Origin of the sequence: Vibrio mytili (genome assembly GCF_049563345.1) — a bacterium.
GTDB lineage: Bacteria > Pseudomonadota > Gammaproteobacteria > Enterobacterales > Vibrionaceae > Vibrio > Vibrio mytili.
This window is the reverse complement of record NZ_CP110481.1, coordinates 1,519,732-1,543,467: the sequence shown is the minus strand read 5'-3', so window position 1 is coordinate 1,543,467 and position 23,736 is coordinate 1,519,732. Positions and strand designations below refer to the sequence as shown.

Sequence of the window (23,736 nt, the reverse complement as noted above, 5' to 3'; positions counted from 1 at the left end):
TTGGATGCCGTTTTGTCATTGCTACTTAGTATTCTTCGTTTGCGTCGCTTTTTGCGTCGTCACGTACATCAAATTCTACATGCCACTTTTGGCCGTTATCAGCGGCAATAGCCTCGAGATAAAGCGTACCTAGCTCTGTCACGCGAGAAGCAAGGGTTACAGGAACCACTTCGCCTTCGCTTCGACCTTCAGATACAGGCAGGGTAACTTGAATTTCCGGCAGCTCTTCAAGTTCCTCTGGTGCCCAGTAATCTAAATGTGTACCAGCAAGGTCATCACGGCGAACGGTTGAACCAAAGAACTGGAAGTTAACGGGCTGGCCGATGATCAAACCGAACTGTTGGCTAGGGACATCAACGCTTGATCCTTCTTCCATACCAAATGGTGCAACACAAAGCGCTTCCATCGGAGGGGCCATTCCAGGAATTGCAGGCATCGCACTTTCGATTCCTACGTAGTATGCCGAAGCAATACCACCACGAATACGTACCCCCTGACCATGGCGGACCGCACCGTAGTAGGCTGCGCCGCTAGCAACTGCAAGATCCAAATCGACACCTGTAAGACGTTTAGCCATTTCAGTGTCGGCTTCAATCAACCACTCATTGATGGTGTCTTCTAAGCGCGTTGCGAGCAGTGTTGATTTCAGAACACCACCGTTGAATAGGATCGCAGTCGGTTTTATAAAGTCAGCCGATTGCGCTGCTTCCGCACCTGGCATACCAGGCATGTTCGCGAACGGGTTAAAGTCTTGAGCTGCTGATTCTGCGCTGTCATTTCCTGAAGCAGAAAGCGCGTTTGCTTGTTTAGACAAGAACGCGGCAATGTGACGAGTGATGCCTGCATCTTGCGCGTAAGGTAGACCCATTTGCGTCAGTGCACCACGGTTACGTTGAACAGGGTGATCGCTAATCGTCACTTGTGGGAAGAAACCATCAACCAGTGTTTGCTGTACTTCTTGTTGAGTCAGTTCTGTTTTCAGCGTTGCGCCAAGCAGTTTAGAGCCACGGCTTGGTACCACGATTGGCACTGACTGAAGTTCGCTGTCGTTTAATAGTGCTTCTTTTGCGTCACGGCATGCGTGCGTCATCGCCTGAACTTGCCAAGGTTGCAGTTCTTTGCCTTCTTGCGCCAGTTTCATCTTCAAGCGGTAGGCAAGGGCGAGATCCATGTTGTCACCGCCAAGTAGGATGTGTTCACCTACTGCGATACGGTTGAGTGTTAGGTTGCCTTCATCTTCTGTTACTTCGACCAAAGAAAGGTCCGTAGTACCACCACCAATATCGACAACCAAAACGATGTCGCCAACTTCAACCTCGTCGCGCCATTTGTCTTCACTGTTATCGATCCAATTGTAAAGTGCCGCTTGAGGTTCTTCCAAAAGAGTCAGATTGACAAAACCGACGTTGCGGGCCGCTTCAGCGGTTAGGTCGCGTGCTGCAGGATCGAACGATGCAGGAACCGTAATGGTCACATCTTGATCTGCAAGCTGATGGTTTGGGTGTGTGTGGTCCCATGCTTCTTTGAGGTGCTCAAGGTAAAGCTCTGTTGCACGAAGCGGGGAGACTTTTTCTACTTCCTCAGGGCTTCCAGCAGGTAGAAATGCTTCACGACGGTTTACACCACCGTGACACAACCAAGATTTAGCACTCGCAATCAGGCGGATTGGCGTTTTAGCGCCCAAGTTACGTGCAATAGCACCCACCAGAGCTTTGGGTTCACTAGACCAAGGCAGAACGCGAGATTGTGGGTTCATTTCATGTTCGTGTGGCTGGTAAAGAAACGAGCCGAGTTGGCTACGAGTTTCTACCGTACCTGGCGCAGTAAGTTGCGGGATAGGCATGACTTCAACACGAGCATCTTCATTCTGAGTATCAACAAACGAGATAACACAGTGCGTGGTGCCCAAATCGATACCGACACTAAATTTTGCCGATGGCTGCTCTTGAGAAGTGGTTTCTTGATTCATGTGTTCCATTACAACTCAACCTCTGCTGGTGCAATGATAGACGCATCGTAGTTTTCAGATAGCTTTGGCAGGTTCATTGCCGTTGCCTTCCAGCCTTTATGTACCAGAGTGCCATTGAAAGGAGCACTACCGGTCACATTGCCTGTTAGGCGAATTTCTTGTGGGTTGAAGCCTTCTTCAACAGTGATGCGAGTTTCTTCATCTTCGTTACGGATATGAGCAAGGGTTACATAGTCTTTTAATACTTTCTGACCACCAGTGTGAATAACGCGAGCCGCTGCACCCACTTCGTCATCAGAGAATGAGGTTAGGTCTTCTTGTAGAAAGTCGATTAAACGCGCTTCTTGCTGCATGATAGACAGCAGTTGCATAGCAGAATCTGTAGACGCGGTAGCAAGCTTGGATTCAACCTCTACCACTTTTTCTACCACTTTTTCAACTTCAACGACTTTCTCGACTTCAACAATTTTTTCAACAGGCTTTTCAACCTCTACAATTTTTTCGACAGGCTTTTCGACGACTTTCTCCACTACCTTAGATTTACGAGAAACGGCAACCAAAAGAAGTAAAACGCTCGATGCTGCCAGACCAGCGTGGAGCATATCAAACGTTTGAGGAATTAGGTTCAAATCAATGTTCATGACATTTATTCTCTTTAATTAATTTTATGGTGCTCAGTATTGGCTCATAGCTTTGAAATGATCGTCTTTGCGATCTTGCACCAAGTTTAGACACTAAAATGATGGTGGATGTTAGCATATTCAAGGCTTAACGCTGTAATAATTCATCATAATAGCGCTCGAAGCGGATGAAAAATCGACGATTGAAGCAACTATGAGAAGTTATTCCTGATTGTTTGTTGAACAATATTGTGCGATTCCGCTGATCCCCCGGTTAATCGGTGATTTAATCATCGGGTAAATTCGAGTTTTTTATATCGTTGCGGTAGTATTGCACGCTTTCAAATTTATATTAGGAACTACGACAAACGATGAACCATAACCGTATCGTATGCTTCGATTTAGAAATGTGTTGCTGGAGCGAAAATGGCGTTGGCCGTACAGGAGAGATCATCGAAGTAGGGTTAGCTGAAATAGATTTGTCTAAAGGCGAGATCGTTAAACGAGCGCAGTACTACGTTAAGCCGGAACATGATGAAGTGTCCTTGTTTTGTGCAGAACTCACAGGGATTACACCACGAAAAATCGAGAAGCAGGGACGGCCTCTGGAAGAAGTACTGAAATCGATGGTTAAGAACTTCGGTGGCCGTAATAAGATATACGCTTCATGGGGACGAGATGATTTGATTTTACTCAAAGAGTGTCAGCAAAAGGGGATCGACGCACCGTTTAGCGAATTTATCAACTTAGCAACACTTTATCGAGTTCAAAACCGTCTTAAAGATAAGCGTATTGGTCATCGTGCTGCACAAGAAGCAAAAGGCATTGATTGGGAAGGACGACAGCACTCCGGGTATGTGGATGCCTATAACTTAGCGAAACTCGCACTTACCATGCTTTAAATGTGATCCCGCTTCCGGTTATTAAAACCAATGACATGAGTTTTACCGAGTGTTTACACAGTAAGCCGTCTATATGCTTAACTTGTATCAAACATTAGACACTAATAACTGTCATTGGCTTGACGAAAATAATCAAAATGGCTTTAGATTAAAACGCGCTGAATAGCGCGTTTTTCTTTTTTGATTATTCTGATATATTTGTTCTTGGCTTTTGCTTCTAATAAGGTCTTCTGAGGAACATCCATAAATCAAAACAAGAGCCTCTATCTGCCTCAACACTAATGTTATCTCTTAGTCCTTGTTAGTTGACTGACCTTGTTACGTTGTTATTGAGACTGCAGTTTTGCCCTAATAAAGTCGCTGTGATCCACGTACAATAACTCTGCCGTTTTGCGAATTACGGCTTCTTCGAGTGGATCTATTTCCCCATCAGCGTACGCCACTTCCCACATACTTTTGATCAGGTCGTAGCGGGTTTCTTGAGAGAGCTCTCTCAGTTGTGAAGTAAAATCGTACAACGAAGCCGACTCTTTCGTTTTTGCTTGCGCTTGATTGAGGATCGATTCCGCTTCTTGTTGATCTAATGTAAGCAATTTTACTAGCAATGAGCGTATCGTTTCGTGTTCTTTTTCATCTACTTGATGGTCCGCAGAAGAAACCTCACAGAGCAAACACGCGATCGCTAAATTTGGAGAAGCCGTGTTAATCTGACTCAAGTCTGAACCGTCGATAAGTTGTTTAAATAAGGTGGTGAGAGAGTTAAACATATTGAGCGCCTTGTCGTTGTCTATGTTTTTAAAATGGGCATGAGACTGGTGAATCTCAAGACCAACGCCTAATAACTTAATAATCCTGCGTTCGGTACGTTTTCCGCTAGAAGCTAATCGTTATACCGATCGAGGCAAACAATTGATCAAACCTCACGCAGGTGCAATAGTTGGAAACAAGGGGGAACATTTTTACCCGTTATGTACTACGATCAGGAGCGTCACTTGTTTCACTCTTTGTCGCAGGGAAGGACACTTCATCGCCATCACTGGTTAGTATACGAATATCACTCGGTTTTCCATTCTCATCCAGATGTAACTCACCAATCGCGCTGTGATTTACCAGTCGGTAAAAGTTATGTGTACTGGGCGCTCTCTTATAGATTTTTAGTCGCTTACGTTTTGTGAACCAGTTTAGCGGAGAGCGGGGGCTATACAGCATTCTATCAAGTGCATCACATAGGTTGAGGAGTCGGGTTGGGAACTGGTTTTTTATTCCACTGCAGGTGATTTGATAGATATTAGGACTATTTTTTCGAAAGCGCAGCTTAATATCATAAGCGAACGAATAGTGCACATCTCCCGACAATATAACGAAATTGGTTGGTGTCTTGGTGTGCGTAAAAATGCTAATGAGTGTATTCGCACTTCCTGGGTGCGCCATCCAGTTCTCTGCATCAACCATCAAGGGCTGTCTTGCAATGGTAAATATGCGTTGAAGGGTTTCGATAAACTTTACACCAAACATCGGCGCTGCCGAAACGATGATCACTTTGTCTTGATGAACGAGCTCTTGATGGAACTCGATTAGCGCTTCCCAATCCATCAACCCTGAGGGTTTGTACATTCTCGACTCTGATCGCCAACGGCGCGTTCTGGTGTCGAGAACAACGACTTTTGGAGATGTTGGGATGGTGTAGTGCCAGTTTTCAAAGCGGTAAAGGTGTTGAATGAATGTATCTTGAGCTTTCTCTGTTCCAAGATTTAAAAATTCCTTCGCAAGTTTTAGGAAATCATCTCCAAACTTCTCTGGCGCGTTTCCCCACCCTTGGCATAGCCAGTAAGCAATCAGGCTGTTGCCAATAATTCTTTTCGAAAACGGGTGGTTGTAAGCCGCTTGTTCCCAGCCAATCGTTAAGTTCCAGTCATCGGTGACATCATGATCATCGAAAATCATATAAGTAGGAATATGTGCCAGCAGACGTTGAACTTTGTCTAAACCCTGAATGAATTTATCAATATGAACTTTTTCTTCACGCCATTGCTTTTGCCACTTAGGGGCTAGCTGTTGGCCACCCACGATGAAGTTTCGCCTCAGTAATCGATCTTGCTCTACATGCTTCCAAAGGATAGGAGACCAGACAAGCAAATACATCGCAAAACATTCGGCAAAGCTGATTAGGTGATTTTCGCATTGCTTTGCGCTGAAAATAGGTATTTCCCTTTTTGGGAGAAAACGACTGAATAAGCGGTCTTCCTCGATGTAATGTGGTAGCAATTTATCACGTCCGTAGAAACGGAATGGGTGTTGATAAAGTGACGTACTGTCCTCGACAACTGCCTGTTCAAATTTTTCACTCGGCAAACCTAAGATATCGATTACTTGCTCAATTGCATCCAGGGTGGGGCCTGCAACATGGTCCGTATAGACCTGATCACCGCTCATGATCAACATGCTAGGTCGGGACTCAGCCTGTTGCTTTGAAATTTTCGTATCCGCTGCAACCAGAGTATCGTCACTAAAATGGTGAGGATTTCTGCATGAGCCATGTAGTACGTAGTCTGCTTTGTCGTTAATAACAAACTCGACGCCGCGATAAGCACTGTCGTCATGGTCATAATTCAAATTGGGTAATAGCTCTGTAAGTGATCCATGCTGGGTATGAAGTTGGTAGCGAAGCGGCTGCTGTGTTGGAAAGCTTCCAGTAAGCATCAGTAGCGAAACCCATGCTCTTTGACCCACTTGTAGAGATTGATGCTGGTCGAGTGAAGCGGAGTAATGTGTTTGTTTAGAATGCAGGTCGATTATTTCCACACTGCCTTGCAATGGTTCAGTCGTGACAAGCCAAATATTCACTTCTGATGCCGTTACCTTACGTAGGATAGGACCTGCGATGATCAAAGGAAGTTTAGGGGAACGACTAATATTGGGCTGTGCAGGCAAAGCGACTCCTTATCCTATGGTTGTTCTATGGCGTCTCTGACTCTTCCAAGATTTCGATAACTTGTGAGCTACTCAGTTCATGACCCATGAGAAATATTCCCAAGATCGCGTCCGATTTGGAAGCGCTATCGCTATTTTCATCCAGAATTTGTTGTAAGCGAGTACGAATTAACTCAATTTCGTGTTCAACAAAGCCACGGCCTTCTTCCTCTCCTTGTTCATCTTCTGGTGCATTATCAAAGTTTAAAAACAACAAATCGCCATCGAGTTGGGTTTCGACTAACCGTTCAGGCAGCCATTGTTCTCCCATCACTATTTCAGGATCGTGTTCAGGCGGTAAAGTGTTGAGGATAGAAATGAGTTCGGATGCTTTCACTTGTGCGTCGTTATGTCTATGTTGATTTTGAGGTAACCGTTGGATTGCAACGTGTACTATTGTAACGGCTTATGAATAAAGAACATTAGATAAAATTACGTTTATCAAAAAATTGACGATGACGCCTCTTTCTGAACAAGCCGTGAATACTTGTTGTGATAGTACCGAGCTTGAACGAGAAATCACTCGCTTTGTGCAAAGGTCGGATTTGTACCGAGCTAGGTTATCAACCATCATGACTGCATGAAGACAACAAAGTCATTATCTCAACTCAAATTCACTTATCGCGCAAGTGTTAAGCACGTGTGCAATGCATTGGAAAGTGAGCAGGGAATGAGCACGATGAGTATCGACTCCTCGTTCAATATCCAAATTGAAGGTATAAACTGTACGAATGATGAATTCGCCAAACGATTCTTTGTGGTCCACGGAGAAGGGCACTTAGAGGGCGATGATTGGTTGGTGATTTACGACAATTCACTGGAAGTCAGTGTAGGGGATGAAATCGCGATTCCAAGCGACGTTGCTTTTGATGCGATGATAGAAAAAATGGTCAATGAAGCTGAAATGTCGTTAGAACGGATTTACCGAAAAGCGTTGGCCGACATAGAAAAGAAGCAAATAAAAAGTAACAATGAGAAACAAGAGAAAGGGATCAGTATCTCCAATCCCTTCGAATCATGAGTTAGCGCAAATGCAGATTACTTATGCCAATGCGGCTAATTGGCTTTGAGCCGATGTCATACCTTGAGCAGCAGCGTCTTCACCCATATTTAGCGCTTCTGCATACACGAACTCAACATCAGTGATACCGACAAACCCTAAAACAGTACGCAGGTATGGCGTGACGATATCTGTGTTTGAATCTTTATGAATACCACCACGTGTTGTTACCACAATGGCCTTTTTCCCTTCGATAAGACCTTGTACACCATTCTCTGTATATTGGAATGTCACGCCAGCACGGGCGATTAAATCGATCCAGTTTTTAAGCTGAGTAGGGATTGTAAAGTTGTACATTGGTGCAGCAATCACGAGTGTGTCTGAAGCTTTAATCTCTTCAATCAATGTATTAGATAAATTCACGACGTCTTGCTGCTCTTGAGAAAGATCTTCTGTCGCACGTAATGCAGTCGCAACGGAGAAGTCCAGAACTGGAAGTGGATTTGCAGCGAGATCGCGAACAATTAATTTGTCTTCTGCTACGTTTTTTGTGAAATCTTCAACCAGTTTGTTTGATTGAGAGTAATCACCAAGAATGCTTGATTTAAGAGCTAATACACGAGACATATGATGTTCCTTAATTAAGTGCTTTCGGCTAATCACTGGATTATAAGTCATGGAACTTGACTCAAAACCTGATGCATTTGCTTAAGTTGTTCGAAAAAATTGAATAACCTTTGGGTTGTCCAGTTTCAAGGCTTGTGTGATACAATTCGCGCAGTTTTATGTAATGAAAAGAATAGGAAACGCTTTGACTTCGTCACAGCCTACAAAGAGAACACCTGAGAAAGAGCAAACTGTTGCTGAAAAAGGTGATAAAAACGCCAAAAAATCAGCTGAGCGCGAGGTGAATACTCAGCCGCCTCAGTCGCAACAGAATAACGCCGTATCCTTACGCAAAGCACTCAATCAGTGCATGATGCGGGACCGTTTTCGCTTAAGCAAACGTATTTCTGGTGCGAGCAAGATTAAAAAAGAGGCATCACGCCATGCCGTGTTTGATGAAATTGCGTTAGACATCGCCAAGTCAATGATGGTTGCAGAGCAGCGCATCAATTCTCACCCCAAAATTGAATACCCAGAAATTCTTCCCGTTAGTCAAAAACGGCAAGACATCGCGAAGGCGATTGAAGAAAACCAAGTGGTTATTGTTGCCGGTGAAACCGGTTCGGGTAAAACCACCCAGCTACCCAAAATTTGTGCAGAATTGGGCCGTGGTAAGTTCGGCTTGATTGGTCACACTCAGCCTCGTCGCCTTGCGGCTCGCTCAGTAGCAAACCGAATCGCTGAAGAGATGGAAACCAAGCTTGGTGAGTTTGTTGGTTATAAAGTCCGATTCAATGACCAAATTTCTGAGAACACGCAAATAAAATTGATGACCGACGGTATTCTGTTGGCTGAAATTCAACATGATCGTTTCTTAAATCAATACGACACCATCATTATCGACGAAGCGCACGAGCGCAGCTTGAATATCGATTTTATCTTGGGTTATTTAAAAGAACTGTTACCACGTCGCCCGGATTTAAAAGTCATTATTACGTCTGCGACGATTGATCCAGAAAGGTTTTCGAAACACTTTGACAACGCGCCAATCATCGAAGTATCAGGTCGTACTTACCCAGTAGAAACCCGTTACCGCCCGTTAAGCGGCGATGACGACACCGATCGCGATCAACTAGAGGGTATCTTTGAAGCGGTTGATGAACTGTGTGATGAAGGGCTGGGCGATATCCTGATTTTCATGAATGGTGAACGCGAGATTCGTGACACTGCGGATGCATTGTCTAAGCGTAATTTGAAAAGCACTGAGATAGTGCCGCTATATGCGCGCTTGTCTGCGGGAGAGCAGAACAAGATTTTCCAGCCACATGCAGGTCGTCGAATTGTTCTTGCAACCAACGTGGCTGAAACATCGCTTACGGTCCCAGGCATTAAATATGTCATTGACCCAGGTACGGCACGAATCAGTCGCTATAGCTATCGTACAAAGGTTCAGCGTCTTCCTATTGAACCTATATCTCAAGCGAGTGCAAACCAACGTAAAGGTCGTTGTGGGCGTGTCGAAGAGGGGATCTGTATTCGTCTCTATTCAGAAGAAGATTTTGAGTCAAGACCAGAATTTACCGATCCAGAGATTCTTCGTACCAACTTAGCGTCTGTTATTTTACAAATGACTTCACTCGGGCTCGGTGACATACAAGCGTTCCCATTTGTTGAAGCGCCAGATAAGCGCAACATTCAAGATGGTGTACGCCTTTTAGAAGAACTTGGCGCGATCAATCCAGATGTGAAGGAGGCCAAAAAACGTCTGACAACAACAGGACGACAACTGGCTCGCTTACCGATTGATCCGCGTTTAGCGCGTATGGTCTTGGAAGCACCTAAATACGGTGCACTTAAAGAAGTGATGATTATTGCGGCGGCGCTGTCAATTCAAGACCCGCGCGAGCGCCCATCCGACAAACAGCAATCTTCAGATGATAAGCACCGACGTTTCTTCCACGAAGAGTCGGATTTTCTCACGTTTGTTAACCTCTGGGACTATATTCAAAAGCAACAAAAAGCGCTCACAGGTAATCAATTCCGTAAACAGTGCAAGCAAGACTACCTTAACTTTTTGCGGGTACGCGAATGGCAAGATGTGTATTTTCAAATTCATCAATCTATGCATGAAATGGACTTTAAGCTCAATGATGAGCCCGCATCCTATCATGGTGTCCATAGTGCAATCTTGGTTGGTTTATTGTCGCATATTGGTATGAAGGACCAAGAGAAAAGTGAATATCAAGGCGCTCGAAACGCACGTTTTCATATTTTCCCTGCATCGGGTTTATTTAAGAAACAACCCAAGTGGATCATGTCTGCGGAGTTGGTGGAAACCTCAAAACTCTGGGGACGTATTATTGCCAAAATCCAGCCTGAATGGATTGAGCCGCTAGCAAAACACCTTATCAAACGTAGTTATAGTGAACCGCACTGGTCGAAGAAGCGTGCCGCGGTGATGGCACACGAGAAAGTCATGCTTTATGGCGTGCCAATCGTTCCGAAACGTTTGGTTAACTACGGTAGTATCGACCCTGCGGTTAGCCGTGAAATATTCATTCGTAGTGCTTTAGTTGAAGGTGAGTGGGAAACCAAACACGCCTTCTTCAAGCAAAACCGTAAGCTTTTGCAAGAAGTCGAAGAGCTAGAGCATAAATCACGTCGCCGAGATATTTTGGTTGACGATGATGAGTTGTTTGATTTCTACGATCAACGTGTCGGTACTGAAGTGGTATCTGGTAAACATTTTGATTCATGGTGGAAAAAAACATCGAAGGTAACTCCTGAACTACTTAATTTCGAAAAAGAGATGTTGTTCAAGGGAGATGCTAGTCATGTTACCGATTTGGACTACCCTAACTTTTGGCATCAAAATGGTTTAAAACTCAAGCTTAGTTATCAATTTGAACCAGGTGAAGATAGTGACGGTGTCACGGTGCACTTGCCACTGCCAATTTTAAACCAAGTAGATCCCGCTGGTTTTGATTGGCAAATCCCAGGTCTGCGTCACGAACTGGTTGTTAGCTTGATTAAATCGTTACCTAAAACCATCCGTAAAAACTTTGTACCTGCTCCTAACTATGCCGATGCATTTTTGGCGCGAGTGACACCAATGGAGGCGCCTTTATTAGATTCATTGGAAAAAGAGCTACGCCGTATGACGGGTGTGGAAGTATTGCGCGAAGATTGGAATATGGATCAAGTGCCAGATCACTTAAAAGTGACATTCCGAGCAGTGGATCATCGTAATAGAAAACTGAAAGAAAATCGTGACCTTCATGAGTTAAAAGAAAGCCTAAAAGACAAAGTTCAGGAAACGTTGTCCAAAGTTGCGGATGATGACATCGAGCAACAAGGACTACACACTTGGAGTTTCGGTGAGTTACCAAAGGTCTACCAGCAAAAGCGTGGGGGCTATGATGTAAAAGCTTACCCTGCATTGGTGGATACCAAAGACAGTGTTGAAATAAAACTTTATGAAACGGAATACGAGCAGGTCACAGCAATGCGCGCTGGCCAACGTCGCTTAATTCTGCTCAACGTACCTTCGCCAATCAAATATCTGCATGCGAACTTGCCTAACAAGTCAAAATTGGGCTTATATTTTAACCCTTATGGCAAGGTTCTTGACCTGATTGATGACTGCATCGCTTGTGGAGTTGATAAGCTGATTGAAGAGCAGGGCGGATTAGTTTGGGAACCAGAAAAGTTCGAAGCGTTGAAAGAGTACGTTCGCGCAGAACTGGGCGATACAGTGGTCGAAATTGCAAAGCAAGTAGAAACCATTTTGACGACAGCATTCAACATTAATAAAAAGCTAAAAGGTAAAATTGATTTCACGATGGCATTTGCACTTTCAGATATTAAAGCGCAAATTGAAGGTTTGATTTTCAAAGGCTTTGCAACTGAATGCGGTTGGAAGCGGCTTCCTGATATTCTGCGTTATTTGCGGGCGATAGAAAGACGAATGGAAAAATTACCGATCGATCCAAACAAAGATCGGTTACACATGCTAAAAATCGAGTCTGTCACCAATGACTACAAAGAACTATTGAACAAAATCCCGAAAGGTGTGGCGATTCCTGAGAACGTCAAAGAAATTCGCTGGATGTTGGAAGAGTTGAGGGTAAGCTATTTTGCTCAACAGTTAGGCACGCCTTATCCTGTGTCTGATAAACGAGTGAAAAATGCGATTGATGCTTGCTGATAGGCCAGTAAAATGAAGCAGGTTTTTCAATTTTGATAATGGGTTATGATTACTAACCATCGCTTGACAATTACTAGACTTAATAAGGCTGCAATATCGTGGCTATAGTTTGGGTAATGCGGTGGTAGGTTGGCGTGATACTTGCTTTGACTTGCTGATACGTAGCGAAAACCTATTTTAAGGACTAGAGTGGCAATTATTCGCCACTCTTATGTTTACAGTACCGACGCTTACAATTTTGTGAGTGTATGGATTTATAAAAGAGAACAAGGTAGATGATGAAAAAAACTCTATTAGCAGTGGCGCTTCTAAGCGCATCTTCTGTAGCGATGGCAGATTCTTGGATTTACGGTGGTGCATCGGTTGGCCAAGCTGACTTTAAAGGTGAAACGGATACGTCTTATTCTGTTCACGTTGGTACTGGTATCCTCCCTATCATCGGTATTGAAGCGGGTGTGACACAACACGGTAAATTCGACGTTGATGGTCAAGACACTAAGCTGACATCTTACTACGCGGCACTTAAGCCAAGCATCGATTTTGGTCCTCTGCATGTTTACGCGAAAGGTGGTATCCACCAATGGGATAAAGAAGTAAAAGGCGGCAAGGATGATGACGACTACGATCTAATGTACGGCGTTGGTGCAGAGTACTTCATTTTTGGTCCTCTATCTGTTGGCGCAAGTTACATGAACTACACTATCGACAAAGATAATGTTGATACGTTCTCATTAAACGCTTCTCTACACTTCCTGTAAGTACAAGTCGAGAAACCTTATAAGAAAACACCGGCTTACGTTAAGGCCGGTGTTTTTGTATTTAAGCCGAAGTCAGACTCAATGCGTTTTTTGATAGCAAGCTTTAATAATACCAGTCGTAGTAAATAACTGTTCATTCTCCCTCCCGCCTCAAAAACAATTAGACATCATAGTATTAATTTGACGGATGTTGATTACATTTGTATCGACTTGCCGTAAAAATGTAATAAATTTGCGTACTTTGCATAAATGTGTGATTAGTGTTAGACTCCTTCGCCAAATTAAAGTCATTAGAGCTCAAATTAATGGAGGCGGTATTGAAATCCTTCTCATGTGAGGAGTGTTTCAAATTAACGTTAAATTTGTATATATGGATAATAACGCATTTAAGAAATACAGTATCGAAACCACAGATTATCAAGTTGGACAGGACAACGTTCAAAAATGGGGTTTCGATATACATAACCCAGTATTCGGTATCAGTGCAGGTCTCATCGTTCTTTGTTTAGTTTCACTTCTTTTAGTAGACCCAGTTACCGCTCGTACCGCTTTAAACGGCGTGAAAAACGGCATCATCGAGCAGTTTGATGCATTTTTTATGTGGTCAGCGAACTTTTTTGTATTGTTTGCGCTAGTGCTTCTTCTTTCACCTCTTGGAAAGATACGACTAGGTGGTAAAGAGGCGACACCTGATCATTCCCGAATGTCATGGCTGTCGATGCTATTTGCAGCTGGTATGGGGATTGGCCTTTTGTTTTGGAGTGTTGCCGAACCAACCGCATATTTTACGGATTGGTGGGGAATGCCTCTCAACGCGGTACCATATTCAGAAGAAGCAAAATCATTAGCGATGGGCGCAACCATCTTCCATTGGGGTATCCATGGTTGGGGAATATATGCCCTTGTAGCGCTTGCTCTTGCCTTTTTTACGTTCAATAAGGGGTTGCCGCTTTCGCTTCGTTCTGCCTTTTACCCTATCTTTGGTGATCGTGCTTGGGGGTGGTTAGGGCATGTTATCGACATCCTTGCTGTTTTATCAACATTGTTCGGCTTGGCGACATCACTTGGTTTAGGGGCTCAACAGGCAACGAGTGGCATAAACCATGTGTTTGGCCTTGATGGTGGTATTGGTACTCAAATGATAGTCATCATGTTTGTTACCTTTATTGCAGTATTGTCCGTAATTCGTGGTATCGATGGCGGTGTGAAGTTATTAAGTAATATAAATATGGTGGTTGCTTTTGCACTTCTTATCTTTATTACCTTCATTACTTTTGATACCGCTATTGATTCAATCGTTGATACAACTAAGGCGTATATTGAATACATCATTCCACTCAGTAACCCTCATGGTCGAGAAGATGAAACCTGGATGCAAGGTTGGACTGTTTTCTACTGGGCTTGGTGGGTGTCTTGGTCGCCATTCGTCGGCATGTTTATCGCTCGTGTATCGAAAGGTCGCACAGTTAGAGAATTCATTCTTGCAGTTATTGTCGTTCCAACCGTCGTTACTATTGTTTGGATGGCCATTTTTGGTGGTATCGCGCTTGATCAAGTCGTAAACAAAATCGGCGAGCTTGGGACTAATGGATTAACGGATATCTCTTTAACCTTATTCCATGTCTATGATCATTTACCCTATAGCTCAGCTATTTCGATCTTGTCTATCATGCTGATCTTAGTTTTTTTCATAACTTCATCAGACTCAGGGTCTTTGGTTATCGATAGCATTACCGCTGGTGGTAAAATTGACGCTCCGGTTCCACAGCGCATCTTTTGGGCGTGTATCGAAGGCGCCATTGCTGCTGTCATGCTTTGGGTCGGGGGTAAAGAGGCTCTACAAGCGTTGCAATCAGGTGTTGTTGCGACAGGACTGCCGTTTACTGTTGTTTTACTAGTTATGTGTGTCAGCTTGGTTAAAGGGCTTAGAACGGAGCTTGTTGCTTATCAATAATTGATATGTTCGATACTTAATCTTATTATGTCTGTGCCGAGAGCTCATTGCTCTCGGCATTTTTCTTTTGGGGATGGTACTAAAACAACTTTGGGCTTCCATTTTTCATTTAAGTCTTTACAGTCTAACGTTTCTTCCTTGCCACACGGTTTTCGTAAAAATGTCTACCCCTAAGTTGATCTTGATCCGAGGCCTTCCTGGCTCGGGTAAAACCACACTTGCCAAGCAGTTGCTTAACGATTTCCCGGCTAAGCACTTCGAGGCTGATATGTATTTTGAAAATCAAGCGGGCGAATATTATTTTGAGCCGATGTTACTGCCGCAAGCGCATGATTGGTGCTTTAACCAGACACGAAAATGGTTAAGTAGGGGCGTTAACGTTATTGTGAGTAATACATTTGTACGTGTGTGGGAAATGAAGTGCTATTTAGACTACTGTAAAAAGAAACGTATTGAAGTCGAAGTGCGAATTTGTCGGGGAGGGTATCAGAGCATTCACCAAGTTCCTGAAGAAACCATTGAAAAAATGCGTAAAAATTGGGAAGAGTATTCTCATAAGTAGTTGAGCTATGAAACCTGTTAACTATGCAGTCTTGCTCCAAAGTTTAACCAATAACTTACATTGCATTACTCGCTGCGATAGGTTTAGCTCGAATAAAAAATAATGACAAATAGGTTAATGGTGTCAGTTAGGGTTCAATGATCGCGTTGAATGAACAGGATGACCTTATGCCATTAAAAATGTCGTTGATCGCACTTGCCGTAATCACAGGCGCCTCCACTGATACGTTTGCCATTACGGATATTAACCCAGACGTATCACTTGCAGAAACTTATCAGGAAGGCATCGATGTATCGGAATACTGGTACAGTGAAAAACTCGATGGTATTCGTGCTTACTGGACTGGGCAGCATTTGGTGACGCGAAATGGAAACCGAATATATGCGCCAGCATGGTTTACGGAGTCTTTACCAAATTATCCTTTAGATGGTGAGCTTTGGGCTGGAAGAGGTAATTTTCACATTGTTCAACAAACCGTGTTAGATAAAACACCAGTAGAGCGTGCTTGGCGTGACATCGACTTTATGATTTTCGATATGCCATATTCCGCAGGGGATTATCGTAAACGTTATTACAACATCAAAGAATTAGTGTTCGAGCTTGATGAATCGCATATTAAATTTGTCGAGCATCGGGTGATCCAGGACGAAGCGCATTTATTTCGTCAACTGGATAAGATCTCAACTGCTGATGGTGAAGGGGTGATGTTGCGTAAAGTTTCCAGTCGTTATCAAGCTGGTCGTGGTAGTGATTTGCTCAAATTAAAACATTATCAAGACACAGAAGCGATGGTGATTGGGTATAAACCCGGTACGGGACGCTTGTTGGGGATGATGGGAGCGATACACGTTAGAATGCCGAATGGGGTAGAGTTTTACATCGGCAGTGGTTTTACGGATGAAGTACGCCGCACTCCGCCAAAAGTTGGGTCAACCGTGACGTTCCGCTATAACGGCTTTACTCAAAACGGAAAACCCAAATTTGCGCGTTTTTTACGTGAGCGACTCAAAGAGTAGGCGTGATACTGACGCCACAGCGCTTAAATAAACCTTGCCAGAATCTGACATGTTCCAGTGTTGCTTGCCTAAATGTTGAGTGGACTTCAGTCAGTCCATAATGTTGATCTTGAGCAGACATTCTCTCTTCCACTAATTGAGTCGCTTTACTCAAGTCTTGATATGTGCTGTCTAAATAGGCCAAATATGGCTGAACCTCATCTACGTAAATGGTCTGAAAAACATTATTTAAATAGCGAAACCGTGTCGTGTCGCGATTCTTCCCGCAAATAACCTTGTTTTGGTTTGACTCTAACAGCTCAGTGATCTGTGTTAACCAGAGTGATGTATTCTTGAGAGAGTAGTAAAGCCGCCCAATGGCTCGAGACTTTTCTATCACCTCTTGGTATTGAACTACTGATACATTAGGTAAGCGTGACGTGGCTTTATTCGGTACTGCATACATATCGATAAGCAAACTTAAAGCCTCTACCACCTGCGCCACTTGGTTTTTCGAATCTACAGAAAGCCAATCTGAAGCAGTGAGTTGTTTTTGCATCGCATGGCTTGTGAGCAATAAGTTATCGAGGTGTGTGTGAAAATGTTTCCACTTTTGAGCGTATAACTGTTCTAGTTTTGTTCGTTCATCACGACTTAGGTCAAAGTTTGTAAGACAATGATTTAATGTTTTAAGTAACTTGGTTTGGTACTCAAGGTCGTGAAACGCATCCTGAACTTTTCCAAGTTGGGAGTTTTTGTTTGCCAGCAGGCTAAACAACCCACACTGTCTTAGCTGAAAACTTTCGAGAAGGCCTAACGAAAGCCGGGGTAAAGGTTGAAACAATTCTCTGCGAGGAGGGATTGTTATCGCCGCTTTTGGCGTGATTTCAATCGCCTTTACATCCAATACATTTGCCAACCGCTGCTGATACTTTTCTAGCGTGGCCTGCTCTGAGGAAAATAAATCGATGCAGCCTACCAGCAATGCGATAGAAGCTATAGGTAAAAAGAGTAGTAGTCTCACAAGCTATCCCGATCATCATCAACTATTGAATATTCTAGTTTGTATGGATACGTGCACTCAAATCTTTGTCATATCTACAAAGTTAATAAAAAGCACAGGATCAATTAAGCGAGATATACGGTTTGTTATGAAAAAGCCAGCGATTGCTGGCTTTGATATCTTTGTTATTGAATCGAAAAGTTCAACTGTACTTCGGGTTTCTGTTTGTGCATCCAACGGAGTCTCACGCCTAGCAATAACGCGGCAGAGGACAGGCCGATGATAAACCCGATCCAAAAGCCTTGCGCGCCCATCGGTTCGACAATCCAATCAGTACGACCAAGCACATAACCAATAGGCAGTCCAAGTAGCCAATAGGCGATAAAGGTGCGGTTGAATATAGAGCGCATGTCTTTGTACCCGCGCAACGCACCTGCGGCAATAACTTGGACCGCATCTGTACATTGATAAATCGCAGCGAGTAATAATAGTTGCATCGCGAGCGCAATAACTTCGGAATTATTGGTATATAAAAGAGCGATAGATTCGCGGAATAAGATGGTCAATATAGCAGTGACAATAGCCAATAGGAGACCAACAATGATACCAACACGTGAAGCAATCCTAGCGCCTTCTACATTTTCTTCGCCCAGTTTATGTCCGACTCGAATACTCACCGCTGCGCCGACGCTCATCGGTAACATGAATACTAACGTAGAAAAGTTAATCGCAACTTGATGCGCAGCAACAATGATCGGCCCTAATGGAGCGACCAAAAGAGCGACGACAGCAAATAAGGTTACTTCGAAAAACAGTGCCGCTGCAACCGGGAAACCCAATTTAAACAATCGTAGCTGAGCCTTCCATTGAGGACGGTGAAACTCGCCAAATACATCAATGCTTTTTAATCGCTGCGAAGTCATGACATAAAACAGCAACAGAGCAAACATAATCCAATAAACAATGGTTGTTGCCACGCCACACCCGACACCACCGAGGGCTGGTGCACCAAATTTTCCGTAGACAAATATCCAGTTGAGAGGAATGTTTAGCAACAATCCGATAAATCCGATCACCATAGCGGGTTTGGTGAGTGACATGCCGTCAGTAAAACTTCTCAAGGTCTGGAACAATAAGAAAGCTGGAACTGCCAAAGTAACCGCATGAATATAGCCAACGGTTTTTTCTGCGAGTAGTGCTTCAATGTCCATCAACTCCAAAATAAACTGGGTTTGAAACAATACGGCAATCGTTGGAATGCTTAAAAGGAGGGCCAGAGCTATCCCTTGTTGTATCTCGAAAGGTATTTTTACACGGCGACCCGCACCATTAAGTTGAGCGACAACCGGAACCAATGCCATTAGTAAGCCAATACCAAACAAAATCGTTGGCATCCAGATACTTGAAGCGACGGATACAGCAGCCATGTCTGTCGCGCTGACGCCTCCTGCCATAACAGTATCAACGAAACTCATACCCGTTTGAGCCACAGAAGCAATCAATACAGGGGTCGAGAGTTTGATAAGACTTGATGCTTCTTCTTTATAGTGATGCACACAATACTCCAGAACGGAACAATAAGTTGAATAATTGAAGAGCGAGAGGACAAAAAAGGTAAGGTGGACCAGCGGATAGTTTGCTTAGCCACGGTAAGGTGAAATATGCCTCAAATATGCTCCGTGCAAATGATAAACAATTGTATCTTTATATGCCACATGTATTCGAAGTACTGGGTTACAAATGCGGAGTATTTTCACTGAGTTCGAGAAAGGGCTCATGCAGAATGGCGTAAATCAAAGTTTACTTGTGAGTGGAGTAAACGTTAACATCGTAGCATGACATTAAGTTCGTAGCTTTATATCTAGGTAAGTAGGAAAACAGTATGTTTACAGGAATCGTGCAGGGCACAGCGAAAGTCGTGAGTATCGATAAGAAAGAGCAATTTCAAACGCACGTTATTGAACTCGATGGTGACCTTAGTAAAGGCATAGAGATTGGAGCGTCTGTCGCTCATAACGGCTGTTGCCTTACAGTGACGAATATTGCGGGTAATCGTATTAGCTTTGACTTGATGCAAGCAACTCTGGCTCTGACAAATCTTGGTCAGCTAATAGAAGGGGATTACGTCAATGTTGAGCGTGCTGCTAAATTTGGTGATGAAATTGGTGGCCATAACATGTCCGGACATATTAGTCAGGTAGCGACTATCATTGGTGTTATCGATACACCAAACAATCGTACCATTTGGTTTGAGCTACCAATAGAAACCATGAAGTATGTCTTAGCGAAAGGATATATTGGTATCGATGGTTGTTCTCTTACGATTGGTGAGGTCGATGGAAACCGCTTTTCTGTTCATTTGATTCCTGAAACATTAAACAGAACCTTGTTTGGTTGTCGCAAATCAGGAGACAAAGTCAACATTGAATTTGACCCGCAGACTCAGGCAATCGTTGATACTGTCGAGCGCGTGTTAGCTGAAAGAAAAATTTAAAGTGCTCACAGCGAGAGGAGCAATAAGCAAGCTCCTCTTCATTCTAAAGTCTACTCACAGTTATCTAAAGTTTACTCATAGTTATCTAAAGTTTACTCATAGTTATCTAAAGTTTACTCATAGTTATCGTCGACAAATAGTTCTACTTTGTTTGCCAATTCATCGACATGCATGTTGAGATGAATAGCATGGCAGCACGCCGGGCAATCGTCATAAAACTCTTGATCACCATTACTTGCATCTAAGGTAATTCCGATAGAGTGTCCGCAATGAGGACATTGTACATGTCTTTCCGTATAGTTTTTCATACAACAACTCCTGATAAACTGGGGTTAATGTAACCTGAGAGAAGATAGCTCTTTCACTGACTCGGCCCGATCTCTACAAGTCTTCGGCAAGAATATTCGCAAGTCAGCACAGGTACGTTAACTAAAATATTAGGCATAGACGTTGTTAATGGAATCGAAATAAGTACAAAGTTTGACCTCAAACTCAGCGTGGTACGAGATGACTGAGTTTGAGGTGATGTCTCTCGGTGTTTTACACTATTTAGTGATAAACCTTTATAAATCAATAAGACATAATCTTGTTGACCATCCACTGCGCTTGCTCAAGATAGTGCCCACCGAACAAGTTGCAGTGGTTTAAAACATGGTAAAGATTATAAATATCTTTTCTTTCATCATAGCCAAGCTGTATTGGGTTAACCTCTTGATAGCCTTGGTAAAACTCCGGCTTAAACCCACCAAACAACTCTGTCATTGCAATATCGCATTCACTATCGCCCCAGTAACACGCAGGATCAAAGCAGATAGGCCCTACTGGTGTCAGCGCGACATTACCGTTCCACAAATCACCATGCAATAACGACGGCTTAGGAGAGTGGTTCGCTAGACTCTGTTTCACAACAGAAATAAAGTCTTCGATATCAACGAGTGTGATCCCTTTTTCTTTTAGCAGTTGCAATTGCCAGCCGATACGCTGCTCAGCAAAGAAGACACACCATTTTTTGTGCCACTGATTTGGCTGTAAGGTTGAGCCAATGTAATTGTCGGCATCAAAGCCAAACTCTTTTTGCTCTCCCCATTGGTGTAAGCGGGCGAGTTGTTGACCAAATTCGAAGCTATTTTTAGCGTCTTCTAATGGTTTCGTGGGTAGGTAATTCAAAATCAGAAATGAGCAATTTTTCGTTTTACCGACCAGCACCACTTCGGGAACAAACAGGGTAGAAGTTTCGCGAAGTAGATGTAAGCTTTCTGCCTCTAGCTGAAAATTGGACAGAAAGTCGCGGCTATTAATTTTTACAAAGTAACGCTGTTCTCCATCATTGATCATATAGCTTTCACTAATATCACCACCGGAAAGTCGAACTTTTTCCGTGATTTGATAGTCGAACAACAATGTATCAGAGAGCTGTTGCGATATTGCTTGCCACATACAAAACCTCGTGTGTTTACTTGAGCCCCTTTAGTTTAGGTCATTCATGAGAATATGGACGCTAAATTGCACAAAGTTCAGGTATAAACCTTTAATAGAAAACATAAAATTTGTATAAATGTGAAACAAATCTCTAATAAGTCGATGTTATTTCCGCTTAGCATATAGAGATGAAATCTTTCAACATGTATTATTTCTTTTTTTGATTCTGGTTCCATAGGTAGTATGAAGTTACTGATTTGTGATGACTCAACTATTGCGAGAAAACTGATTGCTCGCTCGATAGTACGTAATAGTTCAATGAGTTTGATCGAAGCTCACGACGGCTATGAAGCACTCAACATTCTCAAGGAACAAAATATCGATATTTTGTTCCTCGATCTGACCATGCCAATAATGGATGGTTTTGAGGTGTTAAAGGCGTTACCTGTCAGTGCTTACAACACCAAAGTCGTCGTCGTCTCAGGAGACGTACAGCACGGAGCCAGAGAGCGATGTATGGAACTGGGCGCTTTTGCGTTTATTGCCAAGCCATTGTCCAGTGAACAAATTAGTCCTATTTATGAAACCTTGGGTCTAAGTTACGCCGAGAAACCCACATTAGCTTTAGCAGACGTTGATTCCTTGTTAGAAGAAACAACGCCTTTGTCTAAGTTTCGTGAAGTAGCGAATATCGCGTTAGGTAAAGGCGCATCAATCATGGCGGAACATCTACAGGAATTTATCCAGCTTCCGGTGCCTCATGTTGGTCCATTGTCCTATGGTGAACTGCATATGACGCTAGTTGATGTTATCGGCCGTGATGGTTCTGTCGCCGTTGCTCAGCGGTTTGTTGGAGGCGGAGTTCATGGCGAAGCATTAGTTTGCCTTAGAGGAAAAGACATAAATCAAATTGGGGAAAGGTTAGGCTATCTTTTAGCGTTCACTGACCATAACGAAATCATTTTGAATGTGTCGAATTTATTAGTATCGTCATTTTTAACCTCTTTAGGTAGTCAGCTAGATAAAACCTTTGCATTGCGCCAGCCTAGGATCATCGATTCGTTACCAGCCTATGGTGAAGGTAATGTCGAGTCAGGGGAACTGTTCACCATTGAGTATATTTACACGGCAGAATCACTGGATTTTGAGTGTGAAGTGCTGTTTTTATTAGACAGATCATCCGTAGAAATTATTTACGATATTATGGAGTTAATCTAATGTCCGATATCTCGCTGGACATGGCCAATTTCCATTGGGTCACGCAAATCTTAGATACAATGGATTCAGGGCTCATTGTTCTCGATCGTGACAACAAAGTCTGTGTTTGGAATAGCTTTATGCAATCCTACAGCGGTGTCTTATCGCAGGATATTCTTGGCCAATGTTTGTTTGAACATTTTGATGAACTCCCTCGTTCCTGGCTCGAAACCAAAATCCGCACCTCTGTAGACCTCGAAACTCGTTCATTTTCTAGTTGGGAAAATCGACCTTACCTGTTTCGTTTTAATAACTTTTCTCCTGTCTCTAACAGCAATGAATTTATGTTCCAGGATATCGTAATTACACCACTGCGAGCACTTTCGGGAGAGGTCAGCCATATCGCTATTCAGGTTAATGATGTATCAGAAACCGCGAGAAGCCGTATTCACTTAAAAGAAACGAATCAACACCTTTCTGAAATCAGTCGAAAAGACGGCCTTACGGGACTCTTTAATCGTGCCCATTGGGAAAGCGCATTAAAAGATGAGTTTGCTCAAATTAAAGTTATCGATCGCTCGTCTACATTAGTTATCTTCGATATAGACCATTTTAAAAAGGTCAATGACAATTATGGACATCCAGCGGGAGATGAAGTGATTCGTCGTACTGCTAATATTCTGAAAAAATCAGCGAGAAACAGTGACATTTGCGGCCGTTTTGGTGGTGAGGAGTTTACGGTGTTACTACCCAATACGGATCAAGAGCAAGCAAACTATTTTGCCGAACGATTGAGGCAGCGTATTGAAAAAGAAGTCATAGAAGCCGAAGGCTGCGTGATCAACTATACGATTAGTATTGGTGTTTGTGAGTATAAAACGTATTTTGACGATCACATCCATTGGTTAAAAGCCGCAGATTCCGCTTTATATAACGCGAAAGAAAATGGCCGCAATCAAACATGCACTTATGAGGATGACATATTTTCTGAGGGTGTTGAGTAACTTTTGTACGCTTAAATAATCCATCTCTGATATTTAGTAATAAGTTAATGAAATTTTCTAAACATGTCTTAATATG

20 protein-coding genes are annotated in these 23,736 nt (G+C 43.1%); 10 read left to right on the top strand and 10 right to left on the bottom strand.

The window, feature by feature from the left end; genetic code table 11:
- Positions 1 to 25 precede the first annotated feature (25 nt).
- Together ONE56_RS07125 and ONE56_RS07120 are read right to left on the bottom strand one after the other, a co-directional pair.
- Entirely contained in the window at positions 26 to 1,978 is a 1,953-nt protein-coding gene (locus tag ONE56_RS07125; protein WP_423839564.1) for an Hsp70 family protein, read from the bottom strand.
- Positions 1,978 to 2,610 (bottom strand): DUF2760 domain-containing protein, encoded by a 633-nt coding sequence (locus tag ONE56_RS07120; RefSeq protein ID WP_041154376.1) that lies wholly within the window; start codon positions 2,608 to 2,610, stop codon positions 1,978 to 1,980. Before ONE56_RS07120 ends, ONE56_RS07125 begins: the two co-directional genes overlap by 1 nt.
- A gap of 350 nt (positions 2,611 to 2,960) precedes the next feature.
- Here ONE56_RS07120 and ONE56_RS07115 point away from each other — a divergent pair, with 350 nt between their 5' ends.
- A complete protein-coding gene (locus ONE56_RS07115; protein WP_423839563.1) occupies positions 2,961 to 3,491 on the top strand; it encodes an exonuclease domain-containing protein in 531 nt (176 codons plus the stop codon).
- A 326-nt stretch (positions 3,492 to 3,817) separates the two neighbouring features.
- Here ONE56_RS07115 and ONE56_RS07110 read toward each other — a convergent pair whose 3' ends face one another.
- The 3 genes from ONE56_RS07110 to ONE56_RS07100 form a co-directional block, all read right to left on the bottom strand.
- A complete protein-coding gene (locus tag ONE56_RS07110) occupies positions 3,818 to 4,258 on the bottom strand; it encodes a TerB family tellurite resistance protein (protein WP_041154374.1) in 441 nt (146 codons plus the stop codon).
- 199 nt (positions 4,259 to 4,457) lie between these two features.
- Complete coding sequence (locus ONE56_RS07105) at positions 4,458 to 6,422, bottom strand: alkaline phosphatase D family protein (protein WP_423839562.1); 1,965 nt, start codon at positions 6,420 to 6,422, stop codon at positions 4,458 to 4,460.
- A gap of 25 nt (positions 6,423 to 6,447) precedes the next feature.
- Positions 6,448 to 6,798, bottom strand: a complete 351-nt coding sequence (locus ONE56_RS07100) for a hypothetical protein (protein ID WP_041154373.1) — start codon at positions 6,796 to 6,798, stop codon at positions 6,448 to 6,450.
- 333 nt (positions 6,799 to 7,131) lie between these two features.
- Here ONE56_RS07100 and ONE56_RS07095 point away from each other — a divergent pair, with 333 nt between their 5' ends.
- Positions 7,132 to 7,482: a hypothetical protein gene (locus ONE56_RS07095; protein ID WP_423839561.1), complete on the top strand. Its 351-nt coding sequence runs from the start codon at positions 7,132 to 7,134 to the stop codon at positions 7,480 to 7,482.
- A gap of 21 nt (positions 7,483 to 7,503) precedes the next feature.
- On the opposite strand, the gene ONE56_RS07090 is transcribed toward ONE56_RS07095, so the two are convergent.
- A complete protein-coding gene (locus tag ONE56_RS07090; protein WP_423839560.1) occupies positions 7,504 to 8,088 on the bottom strand; it encodes an FMN-dependent NADH-azoreductase in 585 nt (194 codons plus the stop codon).
- A 184-nt stretch (positions 8,089 to 8,272) separates the two neighbouring features.
- Between ONE56_RS07090 and hrpA the strand changes: the two genes are divergently transcribed.
- The 5 genes from hrpA (at position 8,273) to ONE56_RS07065 (ending at position 16,564) form a co-directional block, all read left to right on the top strand.
- Positions 8,273 to 12,274 (top strand): ATP-dependent RNA helicase HrpA, encoded by a 4,002-nt coding sequence (gene hrpA / locus ONE56_RS07085; protein WP_423839559.1) that lies wholly within the window; start codon positions 8,273 to 8,275, stop codon positions 12,272 to 12,274.
- Between the two features lie 278 nt (positions 12,275 to 12,552).
- Positions 12,553 to 13,032, top strand: coding sequence for an outer membrane beta-barrel protein (locus ONE56_RS07080; protein WP_041154440.1), 480 nt, complete (start codon positions 12,553 to 12,555; stop codon positions 13,030 to 13,032).
- Between the two features lie 370 nt (positions 13,033 to 13,402).
- Positions 13,403 to 14,986, top strand: a complete 1,584-nt coding sequence (locus tag ONE56_RS07075) for a BCCT family transporter (protein WP_331437460.1) — start codon at positions 13,403 to 13,405, stop codon at positions 14,984 to 14,986.
- Positions 14,987 to 15,146: 160 nt separating this feature from the next.
- Entirely contained in the window at positions 15,147 to 15,548 is a 402-nt protein-coding gene (locus tag ONE56_RS07070) for an ATP-binding protein (RefSeq protein ID WP_041154369.1), read from the top strand.
- A 167-nt stretch (positions 15,549 to 15,715) separates the two neighbouring features.
- A complete protein-coding gene (locus tag ONE56_RS07065; protein ID WP_331437458.1) occupies positions 15,716 to 16,564 on the top strand; it encodes a DNA ligase in 849 nt (282 codons plus the stop codon).
- On the opposite strand, the gene ONE56_RS07060 is transcribed toward ONE56_RS07065, so the two are convergent.
- Complete coding sequence (locus ONE56_RS07060; protein WP_423839558.1) at positions 16,554 to 17,567, bottom strand: DUF3080 domain-containing protein; 1,014 nt, start codon at positions 17,565 to 17,567, stop codon at positions 16,554 to 16,556. The two genes, ONE56_RS07065 and ONE56_RS07060, sit on opposite strands and share 11 nt — an antisense overlap.
- 164 nt (positions 17,568 to 17,731) lie before the next feature.
- Positions 17,732 to 19,102 (bottom strand): MATE family efflux transporter, encoded by a 1,371-nt coding sequence (locus ONE56_RS07055; RefSeq protein WP_423839557.1) that lies wholly within the window; start codon positions 19,100 to 19,102, stop codon positions 17,732 to 17,734.
- A gap of 326 nt (positions 19,103 to 19,428) precedes the next feature.
- Between ONE56_RS07055 and ONE56_RS07050 the strand changes: the two genes are divergently transcribed.
- The gene (locus ONE56_RS07050; protein ID WP_423839556.1) at positions 19,429 to 20,040 is read left to right on the top strand and encodes a riboflavin synthase subunit alpha; all 612 of its coding nucleotides are present in this window, start codon (positions 19,429 to 19,431) and stop codon (positions 20,038 to 20,040) included.
- A 113-nt stretch (positions 20,041 to 20,153) separates the two neighbouring features.
- Here ONE56_RS07050 and ONE56_RS07045 read toward each other — a convergent pair whose 3' ends face one another.
- Complete coding sequence (locus tag ONE56_RS07045; RefSeq protein ID WP_041154365.1) at positions 20,154 to 20,348, bottom strand: CPXCG motif-containing cysteine-rich protein; 195 nt, start codon at positions 20,346 to 20,348, stop codon at positions 20,154 to 20,156.
- Positions 20,349 to 20,610: 262 nt separating this feature from the next.
- Positions 20,611 to 21,477, bottom strand: a complete 867-nt coding sequence (locus ONE56_RS07040; RefSeq protein ID WP_423839555.1) for a fructosamine kinase family protein — start codon at positions 21,475 to 21,477, stop codon at positions 20,611 to 20,613.
- Positions 21,478 to 21,702: 225 nt separating this feature from the next.
- Here ONE56_RS07040 and ONE56_RS07035 point away from each other — a divergent pair, with 225 nt between their 5' ends.
- Together ONE56_RS07035 and ONE56_RS07030 are read left to right on the top strand one after the other, a co-directional pair.
- Positions 21,703 to 22,677 carry a response regulator gene (locus ONE56_RS07035; protein ID WP_423839554.1) on the top strand — a complete coding sequence of 325 codons (975 nt, stop codon included), beginning with the start codon at positions 21,703 to 21,705 and terminating at the stop codon, positions 22,675 to 22,677.
- Complete coding sequence (locus tag ONE56_RS07030) at positions 22,677 to 23,660, top strand: sensor domain-containing diguanylate cyclase (RefSeq protein WP_423839553.1); 984 nt, start codon at positions 22,677 to 22,679, stop codon at positions 23,658 to 23,660. Before ONE56_RS07035 ends, ONE56_RS07030 begins: the two co-directional genes overlap by 1 nt.
- The last annotated feature ends 76 nt before the right edge of the window (positions 23,661 to 23,736 follow it).

What these genes read in the sequence shown, in the direction of transcription:
- ONE56_RS07125 (WP_423839564.1), bottom strand. Translation starts at nt 1,978, where the DNA reads ATGGAACACATGAATCAAGAAACCACTTCTCAAGAGCAGCCATCGGCA.
- ONE56_RS07120 (WP_041154376.1), bottom strand. Translation starts at nt 2,610, where the DNA reads ATGAACATTGATTTGAACCTAATTCCTCAAACGTTTGATATGCTCCAC.
- ONE56_RS07115 (WP_423839563.1), top strand. Translation starts at nt 2,961, where the DNA reads ATGAACCATAACCGTATCGTATGCTTCGATTTAGAAATGTGTTGCTGG.
- ONE56_RS07110 (WP_041154374.1), bottom strand. Translation starts at nt 4,258, where the DNA reads ATGTTTAACTCTCTCACCACCTTATTTAAACAACTTATCGACGGTTCA.
- ONE56_RS07095 (WP_423839561.1), top strand. Translation starts at nt 7,132, where the DNA reads ATGAGCACGATGAGTATCGACTCCTCGTTCAATATCCAAATTGAAGGT.
- ONE56_RS07090 (WP_423839560.1), bottom strand. Translation starts at nt 8,088, where the DNA reads ATGTCTCGTGTATTAGCTCTTAAATCAAGCATTCTTGGTGATTACTCT.
- ONE56_RS07080 (WP_041154440.1), top strand. Translation starts at nt 12,553, where the DNA reads ATGAAAAAAACTCTATTAGCAGTGGCGCTTCTAAGCGCATCTTCTGTA.
- ONE56_RS07075 (WP_331437460.1), top strand. Translation starts at nt 13,403, where the DNA reads ATGGATAATAACGCATTTAAGAAATACAGTATCGAAACCACAGATTAT.
- ONE56_RS07070 (WP_041154369.1), top strand. Translation starts at nt 15,147, where the DNA reads ATGTCTACCCCTAAGTTGATCTTGATCCGAGGCCTTCCTGGCTCGGGT.
- ONE56_RS07065 (WP_331437458.1), top strand. Translation starts at nt 15,716, where the DNA reads ATGCCATTAAAAATGTCGTTGATCGCACTTGCCGTAATCACAGGCGCC.
- ONE56_RS07050 (WP_423839556.1), top strand. Translation starts at nt 19,429, where the DNA reads ATGTTTACAGGAATCGTGCAGGGCACAGCGAAAGTCGTGAGTATCGAT.
- ONE56_RS07045 (WP_041154365.1), bottom strand. Translation starts at nt 20,348, where the DNA reads ATGAAAAACTATACGGAAAGACATGTACAATGTCCTCATTGCGGACAC.
- ONE56_RS07040 (WP_423839555.1), bottom strand. Translation starts at nt 21,477, where the DNA reads ATGTGGCAAGCAATATCGCAACAGCTCTCTGATACATTGTTGTTCGAC.
- ONE56_RS07035 (WP_423839554.1), top strand. Translation starts at nt 21,703, where the DNA reads ATGAAGTTACTGATTTGTGATGACTCAACTATTGCGAGAAAACTGATT.
- ONE56_RS07030 (WP_423839553.1), top strand. Translation starts at nt 22,677, where the DNA reads ATGTCCGATATCTCGCTGGACATGGCCAATTTCCATTGGGTCACGCAA.